This window comes from Streptomyces sp. CC53, assembly GCF_001865245.1.
In the GTDB taxonomy this organism is placed as follows: domain Bacteria; phylum Actinomycetota; class Actinomycetes; order Streptomycetales; family Streptomycetaceae; genus Streptomyces.
Genome location: NZ_MKXB01000151.1, coordinates 219637 through 231254, shown reverse-complemented (window position 1 = coordinate 231254; position 11618 = coordinate 219637). Strand labels below are relative to the sequence as shown.

The 11618-nt window shown below is 73.6% G+C and carries 14 protein-coding genes; 5 read left to right on the top strand and 9 right to left on the bottom strand.

Going from position 1 to position 11618, the window contains the following annotated elements:
• Positions 1 to 235: 235 nt before the first annotated feature.
• From BJP40_RS17390 to BJP40_RS17380, 3 genes are all read right to left on the bottom strand, one after another.
• Positions 236 to 580: a hypothetical protein gene (locus BJP40_RS17390; RefSeq protein WP_079171253.1), complete on the bottom strand. Its 345-nt coding sequence runs from the start codon at positions 578 to 580 to the stop codon at positions 236 to 238.
• A gap of 81 nt (positions 581 to 661) precedes the next feature.
• Positions 662 to 1420 carry a cation transporter gene (locus BJP40_RS17385; protein WP_071281118.1) on the bottom strand — a complete coding sequence of 253 codons (759 nt, stop codon included), beginning with the start codon at positions 1418 to 1420 and terminating at the stop codon, positions 662 to 664.
• A 2-nt stretch (positions 1421 to 1422) separates the two neighbouring features.
• Positions 1423 to 1758, bottom strand: coding sequence for a helix-turn-helix transcriptional regulator (locus tag BJP40_RS17380; RefSeq protein WP_071281117.1), 336 nt, complete (start codon positions 1756 to 1758; stop codon positions 1423 to 1425).
• Between the two features lie 83 nt (positions 1759 to 1841).
• Here BJP40_RS17380 and BJP40_RS17375 point away from each other — a divergent pair, with 83 nt between their 5' ends.
• Positions 1842 to 2195: a DUF3703 domain-containing protein gene (locus BJP40_RS17375; protein ID WP_071281156.1), complete on the top strand. Its 354-nt coding sequence runs from the start codon at positions 1842 to 1844 to the stop codon at positions 2193 to 2195.
• A gap of 218 nt (positions 2196 to 2413) precedes the next feature.
• Positions 2414 to 2797: a VOC family protein gene (locus BJP40_RS17370; protein WP_071281116.1), complete on the top strand. Its 384-nt coding sequence runs from the start codon at positions 2414 to 2416 to the stop codon at positions 2795 to 2797.
• Between the two features lie 135 nt (positions 2798 to 2932).
• On the opposite strand, the gene BJP40_RS17365 is transcribed toward BJP40_RS17370, so the two are convergent.
• Complete coding sequence (locus tag BJP40_RS17365; RefSeq protein WP_071281115.1) at positions 2933 to 3655, bottom strand: DedA family protein; 723 nt, start codon at positions 3653 to 3655, stop codon at positions 2933 to 2935.
• 200 nt (positions 3656 to 3855) lie between these two features.
• Between BJP40_RS17365 and BJP40_RS17360 the strand changes: the two genes are divergently transcribed.
• On the top strand, positions 3856 to 4053 hold the full coding sequence (locus BJP40_RS17360) for a Sec-independent protein translocase subunit TatA (RefSeq protein ID WP_071264871.1): 198 nt from the start codon (positions 3856 to 3858) through the stop codon (positions 4051 to 4053).
• 322 nt (positions 4054 to 4375) lie between these two features.
• On the opposite strand, the gene BJP40_RS17355 is transcribed toward BJP40_RS17360, so the two are convergent.
• The gene (locus BJP40_RS17355; protein ID WP_079168926.1) at positions 4376 to 5971 is read right to left on the bottom strand and encodes an MDR family MFS transporter; all 1596 of its coding nucleotides are present in this window, start codon (positions 5969 to 5971) and stop codon (positions 4376 to 4378) included.
• A 452-nt stretch (positions 5972 to 6423) separates the two neighbouring features.
• On the opposite strand from BJP40_RS17355, the gene BJP40_RS17350 reads away from it, so the two are divergent.
• Positions 6424 to 6636, top strand: coding sequence for a DUF4287 domain-containing protein (locus BJP40_RS17350; protein ID WP_071281114.1), 213 nt, complete (start codon positions 6424 to 6426; stop codon positions 6634 to 6636).
• Between the two features lie 138 nt (positions 6637 to 6774).
• Here BJP40_RS17350 and BJP40_RS17345 read toward each other — a convergent pair whose 3' ends face one another.
• The 3 genes from BJP40_RS17345 to BJP40_RS17335 form a co-directional block, all read right to left on the bottom strand.
• Positions 6775 to 7038, bottom strand: a complete 264-nt coding sequence (locus BJP40_RS17345; protein ID WP_071281113.1) for a GlsB/YeaQ/YmgE family stress response membrane protein — start codon at positions 7036 to 7038, stop codon at positions 6775 to 6777.
• A gap of 41 nt (positions 7039 to 7079) precedes the next feature.
• On the bottom strand, positions 7080 to 7535 hold the full coding sequence (locus tag BJP40_RS17340; protein WP_071281112.1) for a tellurite resistance TerB family protein: 456 nt from the start codon (positions 7533 to 7535) through the stop codon (positions 7080 to 7082).
• A 652-nt stretch (positions 7536 to 8187) separates the two neighbouring features.
• Positions 8188 to 8868: a family 16 glycosylhydrolase gene (locus BJP40_RS17335; protein ID WP_071281111.1), complete on the bottom strand. Its 681-nt coding sequence runs from the start codon at positions 8866 to 8868 to the stop codon at positions 8188 to 8190.
• A 691-nt stretch (positions 8869 to 9559) separates the two neighbouring features.
• Here BJP40_RS17335 and BJP40_RS17330 point away from each other — a divergent pair.
• On the top strand, positions 9560 to 10042 hold the full coding sequence (locus BJP40_RS17330) for a DUF5994 family protein (protein WP_071281110.1): 483 nt from the start codon (positions 9560 to 9562) through the stop codon (positions 10040 to 10042).
• A 20-nt stretch (positions 10043 to 10062) separates the two neighbouring features.
• Here the strand turns inward: BJP40_RS17330 and BJP40_RS17325 are convergent, their stop codons facing one another.
• A complete protein-coding gene (locus tag BJP40_RS17325) occupies positions 10063 to 11271 on the bottom strand; it encodes a PP2C family protein-serine/threonine phosphatase (protein ID WP_071281109.1) in 1209 nt (402 codons plus the stop codon).
• Positions 11272 to 11618 lie beyond the last annotated feature (347 nt).

Below are 11618 nucleotides of genomic sequence, written 5' to 3'. Positions count from 1 at the left end.
CCCGTCCCCCTGCTGCCGGAGCCCGCGGCGGACCGGCCGCGCGGCACGGCACCCCTCCCCCCACCGCGGCCGCCACTCCCGGACCGGGTCCGGAGCCCACCGGGGCGGACGGCACGCTCGCATGCGCGCAGGACGACGGATGGGCCGCGCCTGCGGACGGGTGCGCCGTCGGCCGGGCGCGCCGTCGCCGGGGGTCCCGACGGCGGGCGACGCCCGGCGCCCGCCCCTGCGGACGTCAGAGGTCGATGCGGTGCCCTGCGGCGTCGTCGTCGGGGCCGCCGTAGCGCAACACCACGTGGGCCGGGCGGTAGGGGAGCGCGCGCAGTTCCGGCTCCATCACCCGGTACAGCGCGTCCGCGTCGGGGCCGTACGCGTAGATCGCGACTTCGCCGCCGCCGAACTCGTCGCCGTCCACCTCCCCGACGCCGGCGGCAGCGACCGCGGCGTCCATCGACCGCTCGGCCGCGAGGACCGACTGCCACTGGCCGGAGTCACCGAAGCCGTCACCGCCCAGGTGGAACCGGGCTATCACGGCGTGCTCCTGCAGTGCCTCCGGCACGTCGATCAGTACGTCCTCCATGACGGCACCCTCTCATCCACGTCCGACAGCCGGGGCGCGGTCGGCCCGGGGCCACGGCGCCCCGGAGCGCCGCCCCGGCCGTCAGCCGCAGCAGGCGCAGCCGGAGCCGCCCGTACCGGGCCCCGCGTCGGCGAGCGGGGCGCCCGGCGCGGAGGGCACGGCCGGGGCGGCCTGCGGGCCCGGGTCAGCGGGGCCGGCGGGTGTGCAGCAGCCCTCGCCGCGCCAGGCGTCGCGGCCCTCCTTGGCGGCGACCGCGGCGATGGCGAGAGCGGCCAGGGGGTCGGCCCAGGACCAGCCGAGAGCGGCGTTGAGGACCAGCCCGACCAGGAGCACGGCGGACAGATAGGTGCACAGCAGGGTCTGCCGGGAGTCGGCCACCGCGCTGGCGGAACCCAGGGCCCGCCCGGCCCTGCGCTGGGCGAAGGAGAGGAACGGCATGATCGCCAGCGACAGCGCGGCGAGGACGATGCCGGGGACGGAACGGTCGGCTTCGGCGGTGCCGGCGAGCGCGCGGACGGCGTCCACGGCCACGTACGCGGCGAGCGCGAAGAAGGAGACCGCGATCACCCGCAGGGCGCGCTGCTCGCGGGCCTGGCGTGCGGCGTGGTCGGAGGCGGAGAACTGCCAGGCGACGGCGGCGGCGGAGGACACCTCGATGACGGAGTCGAGTCCGAAGCCGATCAGGGCGGACGAGGAGGCGAGCGTCCCGGCGGTGAGGGCGACGACGGCCTCGACGGCGTTGTAGGCGATCGTGGCGGCGACCAGCAGGCGTATGCGCCGGGTCAGGGCGTCACGACGGGCCGCGGACGCGTCGACGGGGGGCGGTGTCTGCGCGGACATGGTCAGCAGCAGTGCTTCTCGTCGGCGTCCGGGCAGGTGACGTCGGTGGCGACGGCGACCACGGCGGTGCGCAGGTCGTCGAGGGCGTGGCCGAGGCGCGCGTCGGCGAGTTCGTAGCGGGTGCGGCGGCCTTCCGGGACGGTGACGACGAGGCCGCAGTCCCGCAGGCACGCCAGCTGGTTGGAGAGCCGGGTGCGGGAGATCCCGAGCCGGTCGGCCAGGTCGGACGGGTACGCGGGCGCCTCGCGCAGCGCCAGCAGGACGCGGCAGCGGATCGGATCGGCCAGGGCCCGGCCGAAGCGGGTGAGGGCGTCGAGATCGGTGGCAAGGGTCAGCATGGACGCAACAGTACACGCATGCTTGAATTCAGAGAATGATGAATCTACTGTCCCGGAGGTCACCCGTGCCGCGCCGTACCGCCATGCCCACGCCCGTGCGGTCCGTCTTCGCCGCCGAGATGGCCGTCGCCCGCGGCCCGGGCCCGCGGGGTGAACGGTGGCGGGCCGCTGAGCGCGCGCACATCCTGTCCCAGCCGTGGCCCTGGCCACACACCCGTACGCACGCGGTGATGCTGCGGCTCGCCGTCGCCGACCGCGATGTGCTGGAGGTGCTGGGCCAACTCGTGCGCCTGGCCGTGGCCGGACCGGGTTCGGCGGCGGGCGCCTACCCGACCGGCAACACCGGCAGGACCCGGGCCGGGCTGAACACCCCCATGCCGATCCCCGAAGACCTCGCGGCACTGCTGGAGGCGGCGGGGGTGCCCCTGCGGGCGTGAACCCGCCCGGGCCTCGGCCCCGTCTCACCTTGATGCCGGGTGTGCCGGACGTGCCGCGCTGTCGTGCGGCCGGACGCGTGGGCGTGTGCTGCGGCCGGGCGCACCCGCGGCGGCGGTCGAGCGGGGCACACCCCCCGGAGCGGGACCAGCCGAGGACGGCCGCCACCGGAGCGAGTGCCCACCCCCGCACGGCAGTTGCCCTGCGTACACTGCCGGGCATGGCATGCCGCATCAGTGAGCTGGTCATCGACTGCGCCGGCCCCGAGCGGCTCGCCGGCTTCTGGAGCGAGGTCCTCGGCTACGTCGAACTCGGCCGCGAGGAGGACGGCAGCATCGAGATCAGACCGCCCGACACCGGCTTCGGCGGCACCCGACCCGTCCTCGTGCTCAGCCCCAGCGACACTCCGCGGGCCGGGAAGCTCCCCCTGCACCTCGACGTCAGCCCCACGGACCGAAGCCAGGAAGCCGAGTTGCAGCGACTGCTCGCGGCCGGCGCCCGCCCCGTCGACGTCGGCCAGACGGGCGCGGAGTCCTGGCACGTACTGGCGGACCCGGAGGGCAACGAGTTCTGCCTCCTGCGCGCCCGGATCCAGCCCCTCTGACCGCCTGGCCTGTTACGCCCCTCCGGATGTGCTGGTCGCGCCTGCTCGGGCGCCCCGGGCCGCCCCGTGAGGCAGCGGGACGGTCGCCGCTCAGGGCAGGAGGGGATCCGCTCGCCGGCGGCCGGTCGGCAACGCTCAGCGCCGGGCGTGCCGCCCGCGCCGCGCCGGGGCGGCTTCGGTGACGCCGGCCGCCTGGAGGCCGCCGTCCTCGTCGGCCGGGGCCTTCCGGGAGCCGGCCCGTGCCCGGAGGACCTCGATGGCCACGGGGACGACGGAGAGCAGGACGATGCCGATGAGGATCGCCTCGATGTGCTGGCGCACGAAGGCGATCCTGCCCAGGGAGGCGCCGAGGCAGGTGACGCCGACGCCCCACAGGACACCGCCGACGACGTTGTACGTGACGAAGGTGCGGTAGTCCATGCGGCTGACGCCGGCGACGATCGGCGTGAACGTGCGGACGATCGGCACGAACCGGCAGAGGACCAGCGACTTCGGTCCGTGCTTCTCGAAGAACTCGTGCGCCTTCTGGACGTTCTCCTGCTTGAAGAAGCGGGAGTCCGGCCGGTTGAAGATGCTCGGCCCCACCTTGCGGCCGAACATGTAGCCGGCCTGGTCGCCGAGGACGGCCGCCACCACGATGAGGGTGCAGGTGAGCCACAGCGGGGTGTCGAGGACGCCGGTGGTGACCAGCAGACCCGTGGTGAACAGCAGCGAGTCACCGGGCAGGAAGAACCCGATGAGCAGGCCGGATTCGGCGAAGACGATCGCGAGGACGCCGTAGAGACCGAACTCGTTGACCAGGAAGTCGGGGTCCAGCCAGCTCGGGCCGAGCGCGAGCGTCGAGGAAGAGGTGTTCACGGACGGAGGGCTCCTGCGGGGCGGTGGACGCGGTCGGTCCACAGGTGTGCACAAGCTACAACGGGGTGACAGACCCACGGTGCCCGCAGAAAGTTCCTTCACGCCTTCCTGACTCCGCCCCCGGAGGCGGCGGATACGATCCCGACGGGTGGGCCACCGGTTTCCTGCGCGGGCGGCCCCGGTCCGAAAGGGTGATCGTCATGGGTGCTTTCAGCGTCTCCCACATCCTCATCGTGCTGGCCGTCGCCGTGCTGCTCTTCGGCAGCGCGAAGCTGCCGGAGATGGCCCGAGCCCTCGGCAGGTCCGCGCGCATCCTCAAGAGCGAGGCCGCAGCCATGAAGAACGACGGCACGCCGGGCACCGAGCCTGCGCTGCCCCCGTCCCGCAACCCCGCCTGAGCCTGACGCAGCAACAGCAACGGCAACAGCAGAGCAGCAGTAGCCGCCGCAGCCGGCCGGCCCTGCGGGGGGCCGCCGCGCGCTCCTGCCTGCAACCGGCCCCGTACGGGCCCTCCCTGCGGTCCTCGACCGGCGCCGCGGGGCTCCCGTGCCCCTCGTCCGGGAGCGAAGCCCCCCGACCCGGTCGGGGGGCTTCGCCCACGCAGTACGCGATCCGGGGGCGCGACCGGCGCCACCGGCCGGGCGGCGGCCGCGGGGCGCTGTCCAAGGCGCCCCTGCCGCCGCGTCCGGCGACGGCCGGGACCGCTCCCACAGCTACCGGTCAGACCCTGTCGGCCGCGGCGCTCCCACCCACGGGGGTGTCACCGCCCGACAGGTCCGCGGTGCTTGCTCCCACAGCGGGTTCCCCGGCCGTCGGACCAGCGGCCGTATCACCCGTAGAGGGCTCACCGGCCGACGGGTCCGCGTCGGCACCCCCGTGCTCCGGGGCGTCCGCGGCCGCGAGGCGGTTCGGCAGCTTCGCGGCGACGGCGACCGCCACGAGGGCGAGGACCGCCGCGACCGCGAAGGCCAGCTTCATGCCGCTCACCTGCGCGGGCACGGCCGCTGTGCCGTCGGCGACCAGCGCGCTGGTGCGCGCGGACATCACGGTCACCACGAGCGCCGTGCCGAACGCCGCGGCGACCTGCTGGAGCGTGCCCAGCATCGAGCTGCCGTGCGAGTACAGGTGCGGCGGAAGGCCCCCCATGCCGAGAGTGAAGCACGGGGTGAACGTCGCCGCGAGGCTGACCATCAGCAGCACGTGCATCCCGAGGACCACCCAGTACGGCATGGTCAGCGAGACCTGCGTCAGCCCGAAGAGGGCGAGCGCCATGCCGATGGAACCCGGCAGCACCAGCGGCCGGCTGCCGAACCGGTCGAACGCCTTACCGATCGTCGGACCCAGCAGGCCCATGATCAGACCGCCCGGCATCACCAGCAGCCCGGTTTCCAGGGGGCTCAGTCCGCGCAGGTTCTGCAGGTACAGCGGCAGCAGGATCATCGCGCCGAGCATCGACAGGAACCCGACGGACATGAGGACCAGCGACAGGGTGAAGGTGCGGTGCTTCAGGGCACGCAGGTCCATCAGCGGGGCGCCGCCGCGCTGGAGCTTCAGCTGCCGGACCGCGAACAGGCCGATGGCCGCGAGCCCGGCGGCCGTGATCCCGGCCCCGGTGGCGACCGCTCCGCCTCCCTCGCCGAACAGACTGAGGCCGTACACCAGCCCGCCGAAGCCGAGTGCCGCGACGCCGACGCTGAACCAGTCGATGGAGCTCACCTGCGGTTCGCCGATGTTCTCCATCTTGCGCAGGCCGAGGACGGTCACCAGCGCGGCGATGGGCAGCACCACCAGGAACAGCAACCGCCAGGAACCGAACTGCAGGATCAGCCCGGACACGGCGGGCCCGAGTGCGGGGGCCACCGAGATGGCCAGGGTGACGTTGCCCATCACCCGGCCGCGGTCGTGCTCGGGCACCACGGTCATCAGCGTGGTCATCAGCAGCGGCATCATCACGGCGGTCCCCGCGGCCTGCACGGTCCGGCCCACCAGCAGCACCTCGAAGGAGGGCGCGACGGCCGACAGGGCGGTGCCCGCGAGGAACACGCCCATCGCTATCGCGTAGGCCTGACGGGTGGTGACCCGCTGCAGGAACCAGCCGGTGACCGGGATCACCGCCGCCATGGTGAGCATGAACGCGGTGGACACCCACTGCGCCGACTGTTCGGTGATGTCCAGCGAGTCCATCAGCCGCGGAATCGCGTTGATCATGATGGTCTCGTTGAGGATGACCACGAACGTGGCCAGCACCAGCAGCCGTACGACGGGCGGTGTGCGGCCCGTCTTCCCGGCCGGTCGTTCGTGGATCGCCGTCGTCATGGGGGTACCTCGCTGGGGTTCTTGGTCGCGGTCGCCTCGCAGCCAAGGGCCGTGGGCGCGGTCGGTGGGGTGGTGACACCGTGGTGGACCGGCACGCTTGGCGGAAGTCATCGGTCGCACGGAGTCTTCCTCATGCGCGCGCGGATTCGTACGGATTTACGCCCGCTCACCGAGGGCGACCCCGAGCCACCCGCGCCGCCCACCGTCGGCCCGCGCAGGGGCGATGCCACGGCGGCCCCGCCCACCCGGGCCGGAGGTGCAGCAGCAAGCCCCCGCGGGAAGTGACGCAGAACACACCGCGAGGGCGATGGATCCGCCCTCCTCCGGCGGTCAGAAGACCAGCACCACCCACCAGCCCCACCTGACCCCGCCGGACGCCTTCTCGTCGTCCGGCCACTCAGGCGACCACCACCCGACATCACCCCGTCTCACCCACAGGAAGCAGGAACGCGATGACCGGCACAGTGAAGGGCCCTGCGAGCTACTTCCCCTCCATCGAGAAGAAGTACGGCCGCCCGATCTCCGCGTGGAAGGAGCTCATCCGCTCCTCTCCGCTGACCAGGCACATGGAGCTGGTCTCCTGGCTGAAGACCGCGCACGGCCTCGGTCACGGCCACGCCAACGCCCTCGTCGCCCACACCCTCGCCGAGCGAGAGAACACCTGACGGGCCGGAGCAGCACCGGCGGGCTGGAGCCGCCCCCGGCGGGCCGGAGCTGCCCCCGGCGGGCCGGAGCTGCCCCTGGCGGGCCGGAGCAGTCACCGGCGGCCGGATCACGGCCGGATCAGGCGATCTGTGCGGGTGTCAGGAGCGGGAGCGCAGGCGCTCCAGCGCGGTCACGCCCAGGGCGGCGAGGCCGATCTGGATGACCCATTCGATCCAGTCGACGCCCCTGGTGTCGGCGACGCCCAGTGCCGCGGCGAGGGCGGTGCCGACGAGGGCGGCGGCGATGCCCACGCCGACGGTCCACAGCCAGCCGATGTTCTGCCGTCCAGGCAGGACGAGCCGGCCGAGGGCGCCGATGATCGCGCCGAAGATGATGGCGGTGATGATGCCGGAGATCTCCATGTGCGTACTGCCCTTCGTCTCGTGGCTCTGCCCGTCCGCGCTTACAGGTCGAACTCGTGGGGCGGCAGGCCGAGGGTGTGGCAGGCCTCGCGGACGACGGCCTGCTCCGCCTTGTCGAAGTCGCCGTCGGCGCCGCCGATGACGATGCCGATCTGGATCACGGCGCGGCCCTCGGCGGGCTTCTTCCCGGCCTTGGCGATCTCCTGCAGGACGCTGACCTTGCCCAGGGCGAAGTCGGCCGTCAGCTTGTTCAGGTTGTCCTCGAAGCGGCGGTGCAGGTCGTCGGAGGGGAAGTTGCGCAGGACGTCGTTGGTGGCGATGAGCTGGGCCACGCGCTGGCGTTCGCTGGGGTCGACGGTGCCGTCGGCGGCGGCGACGAGTGCGCACATCGCCATGGAGGCGTCGCGGAAGGCACCGCTGGTGAGTTCGTTCTTCTTCGCCATGAGCTGGGTCTGCATCGTCGACGCGGACTCCTTGAGGCGGTCCCACAGGGCCATGCGAACTCCTTGTTCGTGCGGCCCGGTTCGGGAGGACCCGGCCCGGGCCACGACTTCTACAGTCGTGTCGAAGCTATCAGGCCGGTCCCGGTGCCCGGTGGCCGTGCCCCGCGCCGTCGCCTCGGCGGCGGTCGCCGCGCTGTTCGGCCGGCTCCGCGTCGGCGGCGCCTCCGCGGGCGGCGCACTCGGGGCAGGCGGCGCCGGCCCTGCCGACCTGGTGCCCGCCCTCGGCGCGGTGACACCTGGTCGACCCGCGACGGCGGGCACCTGAAGCCGGACGGACGCCCACACGGTCGGCCGCCACACCGGCGCCAGAGGACCGGCCCAGCGGTCGGCCTCCCCGGGACGCCCTTCGGCCGAGCGCTTCGTCTGTGCCCTTCGGGGTGCCCGGAGCACGACGGGGCGTAGCCCTCCAGTCAGGCGGCGACCGCGGTGCGACGGTCTTTCGGGACCTGTGCACGCAGTGCGGCAGCGCGGCCCGGCACACCCGTCGAGCACCTGTGCAGCGGGGGTAGGAGGCCGGCCGTGCCAGGGGTACGCGACGCCCGGTACGGGAATCCCGGCCGGCGCACCCCTCCCGGACCCTGCCTCCCGGCCCGCCCCCGTCCCACCGGACGACGTCCCGTACACGGCGGCACAGGCCGGGGGCGCATCAGCCCGCGGCGCGGTGCACCCGCAGGCGCCCCACCCGGAACGACATGTCCGTCACACCGGCCTCCGGCGGACGGTGGTGCCGTCCGGCCGACACCGACAGGTTCACGATGAGGTAGGCGCACCAGCCCCTGCCCACCCCCGTACCGTCCGCGAAGACCCGCCGCCCGTTCACCCACCACACCACCGACCGGTCACCGAAGGCGACACGCAGGTCCACCCACGCCCCGGGGGCGACGGACGGGTCCCGGTGGTAGTGGCAGCCCCCGTGCACGTGGTTGGACAGCTCCAGGACCTCCGGATTGTCCGGGTGGTACTCGAACACGTCGATCTCCTGGCCGCCGTCCCGCCACGTCCAGATCGCCGGCCACGCCCCCGGCGCCCTGGCCAGCCGCACCCGGGCCTCCAGCACGTCCCCGGTGCGCACCATGAAGCCCTCGCGGCTGCCCTCGGTGGTCAACAGCCCGGTGTTCCACAGCCCGTCCGGCCGGAGCGCCGCACGGAACGCCCCGCTCCTGCAGAAGAACGGGTCGTCGACGAGATGGTCCAGCTTCCCGTCCCCGGGATTGACCGGCCCCCCGCCGGGATACGCCCACGACCGGCCGGCGACCCACTGAGCGGCCGACGCGAAGTCGGCGGTGAACACGGCGGACACGGGCGGCGACACCTCCCTGACGGGCATCGTGCACCGTAACCGGCGAGGCCGCCCGCGGGTGCGAGCGGGTACGCGCGTCGCATCCCGCTCACGGGAACGGGCCACCGCTCGGGGCCCGCACCACCCGATGCCCGACAGCGGCCCTGCACCCGCGAGCGACGAGTCCCGGCTCGCCCCCTCCGGCGCGGCTACCGCGGCCGCCCCGGCCCGCGCATTGGCGACCGCGGCGCCAGACGGGTCCGCCGGAAGCACCGACGACGGGCCGCGCGTGCGGCCGTCACCCGGGCAGCCCCCGCGCGTAGGGCCCGGAGGGGCAGCGGCGACCAGCAGCCACCGCACACGACAAGCACGGCCCGGGCCCGTGACACGGGCCTTCAGCATGGATCGGGCGACGGGAAGCGAACCTGCGCTCCGAGCGTGGGGGATCACCGGTGCCCAGCTTGATCACACGGGCGTCCGACCTGCGCCGACGGTCCTCGTCGCGGTGCTTCTCCGGGGCTCGGCGACACCCGTGCAGTCCGCCGGCCACCCGCCCTGAAGGGCACGGCCTGCTTCCCGGCGGACGGGCCGCTCCGTCGGGAGTGTCCATAGCGGATGATCAGCCGTCGCGGCGGAACCGGCCCGTCAGGGCATCTGCTCGGGGCGTCGCGGAGTACCGTGGGAGGGGTCGAGCCGGTCCTCCGAGGCGCCGGCATTCTCCAGACGGGCGGATCACAGCATGGCCGACTCCCCCACGCATCCGCTCCCCGACACCGGTCGGCTGCCGAGCGCCGTCCACCACGAGGTCAGGCCCGGAACCGCGCTGCTCCGCCTGGAGACCACGGAGGCCCGCGACCGCATCCTCGACGGAGCGTGGTGGCCGCGCTCCCGCGACATCACGGAGGAGCTGCCCGCCCTGGTGAGTGCCCTCGCCGCGCACCTCGGCCCGATCACCCGCGTCGGCCTGGACGCCGCCGCCTGGGACGAGCTGCCGGTCCGCCTGATCATCGACGACCGCGTGGTGCACCTCGACTCCTTCCCCGTGGGTGACGACACGGTCCTGATCACGCGAGGCGACCGGGACCACTTCTCGCTGCTCGTCGTGCCGCCCCGAGCGGCACCGGAGGCGGCTCGGGCGGCCATCGCCCAGGCCCTGCGTGCCGACAACGTCACGGGGGCGGAGCAGATCCTCATCGACACCGGTGGCGGGCAGGCCCACTGACGCCGTGCGGGGCGGCGGTGTCATCCGCGCCATTCGACCATGAGGAGTGTGGCGTCGTCCGTGGTGCGGCCGCCCCGAGCCCGTTTCAGGGTGTGTGACAGCGCCCGCGTGACCGCGCGGACGCCCATGCCGGTGCTGTCCAGCCGGTCGACCCAGGCGATCAGCTGATCCTCCCCGAACGGCTCCCGACCGCTCTCGTGCTCCTCGATCAGGCCGTCGGTGAAGCACAGCACGCGGTCCTCAGCCTCCAGCACCAGCTCGCTGACCTTCGGCTCGGCTCCCCCGAAGCCGACCGGGAGAGTCGTCGGGCTGTCGAGTCGGCTGACGACGCGGTGCCGTCGTACGAGTATGGGCGCGGGGTGTCCCGCGTTGACCCACTGGAGTCTGCCGGTGGAGGTGTCCAGCCGCATCATCTGCGCCGTCACGAAGTGGTCGGGGCCGAACTGGTCGGCGACGGCCCGGTCCATGAAGAGGTACATCTCGGACAGGCCGATGCTGATCCGGCGAGCGTGCCGGTAGGCGCCGATGGCCACGGTGGCCATGGTGGCCGCGTCCAGGCCGTGTCCCATCGCGTCGATCATGGCGACGTGCAAGGTGTCCCCGTCGAGCGCGTAGTCGAAGCTGTCACCCGCGACGTCGTAGGCCGGCTCCAGGATCCCCGCCACGGCGACGCGTGGCATGACCATCGCCAGCGGTGGCAGCAGGGACCACTGGATCTCAGCGGCGACGCTCATCGGTTCACTGCGCCTGGTGCGGAAGAACAGGTCGGTGTACCCGTTCTTGGTCACCATCATGTCGGCCGCGAGCCCCGCCAGTCTTCGCAGCAGACGGCGGTCGTCGTCGTCGGCCTCATCCAGAGTGACCGCCAGGACCCCCACCTGGTCGCCACCGTCCAGCAGCGGCAGGTGCAGGCGTACCCCGTCGGGCCGCACGACATCCACGGGGCGGGCGCCGAGGAAGCACCGGCCGGCCTCCGAGCGGTCGATCGACTGGGGAGCGCCGCCCAGCAGGCCGTCGCCGGACAGGGGGACCAGCATCCGCTGCCCGTAGTCCTGCAACAGGATCTGCGGGTCACGGGCTCCCAGCCGTGCCAGAGCCTCGGCGACGAGCGGACCGATCCGGTGCGGCGGGAGCTCGTGAGCCCGGTCCAGGACCATGCCCAGCAGTCCTTCCCCGAAGCTCTCGGCACGGTCAGGGGCCCCAGGCCCGCCGCGTCGTTCGGGCCTCATCCCCGCTCCCCCGTCCGGCGGGCGAGCCGCGACGGGACGGCCCGGGGCGGGCACGGCCGGCGCCGGGCCGGGAAGCCGTGTCCTGCCCCCGCGATGACCGCCACGCGGCGCGCCCCGCTCAACCGTCCGCCGCTTCCTCGACACGGACGACGCCCCGGTGCGTCAGCCCGATCGGACCGGACGCGGCGCCGAACGCGTCGGCCCTGCTGTGCAGCAGCCCCTCTCCCCCCAGGTGCCTGCGCGCTCCCCCCGTCTCCTGACCGCCCACCCCGAGTGCCTCCCGCACTCGATGGGCCTCGACCAGGAACGAGGTCCCGTTCGCGCACTCGCACACCTCGCGCCGCCCA

Bases quoted from the DNA above. Each gene is read 5' to 3' on its own strand.
- BJP40_RS17390 (WP_079171253.1), bottom strand. From the start codon at position 580: ATGGAGGACGTACTGATCGACGTGCCGGAGGCACTGCAGGAGCACGCC.
- BJP40_RS17385 (WP_071281118.1), bottom strand. From the start codon at position 1,420: ATGTCCGCGCAGACACCGCCCCCCGTCGACGCGTCCGCGGCCCGTCGT.
- BJP40_RS17380 (WP_071281117.1), bottom strand. From the start codon at position 1,758: ATGCTGACCCTTGCCACCGATCTCGACGCCCTCACCCGCTTCGGCCGG.
- BJP40_RS17375 (WP_071281156.1), top strand. From the start codon at position 1,842: ATGCCCACGCCCGTGCGGTCCGTCTTCGCCGCCGAGATGGCCGTCGCC.
- BJP40_RS17370 (WP_071281116.1), top strand. From the start codon at position 2,414: ATGGCATGCCGCATCAGTGAGCTGGTCATCGACTGCGCCGGCCCCGAG.
- BJP40_RS17360 (WP_071264871.1), top strand. From the start codon at position 3,856: ATGGGTGCTTTCAGCGTCTCCCACATCCTCATCGTGCTGGCCGTCGCC.
- BJP40_RS17355 (WP_079168926.1), bottom strand. From the start codon at position 5,971: ATGACGACGGCGATCCACGAACGACCGGCCGGGAAGACGGGCCGCACA.
- BJP40_RS17350 (WP_071281114.1), top strand. From the start codon at position 6,424: ATGACCGGCACAGTGAAGGGCCCTGCGAGCTACTTCCCCTCCATCGAG.
- BJP40_RS17345 (WP_071281113.1), bottom strand. From the start codon at position 7,038: ATGGAGATCTCCGGCATCATCACCGCCATCATCTTCGGCGCGATCATC.
- BJP40_RS17340 (WP_071281112.1), bottom strand. From the start codon at position 7,535: ATGGCCCTGTGGGACCGCCTCAAGGAGTCCGCGTCGACGATGCAGACC.
- BJP40_RS17335 (WP_071281111.1), bottom strand. From the start codon at position 8,868: ATGCCCGTCAGGGAGGTGTCGCCGCCCGTGTCCGCCGTGTTCACCGCC.
- BJP40_RS17330 (WP_071281110.1), top strand. From the start codon at position 9,560: ATGGCCGACTCCCCCACGCATCCGCTCCCCGACACCGGTCGGCTGCCG.
- BJP40_RS17325 (WP_071281109.1), bottom strand. From the start codon at position 11,271: ATGAGGCCCGAACGACGCGGCGGGCCTGGGGCCCCTGACCGTGCCGAG.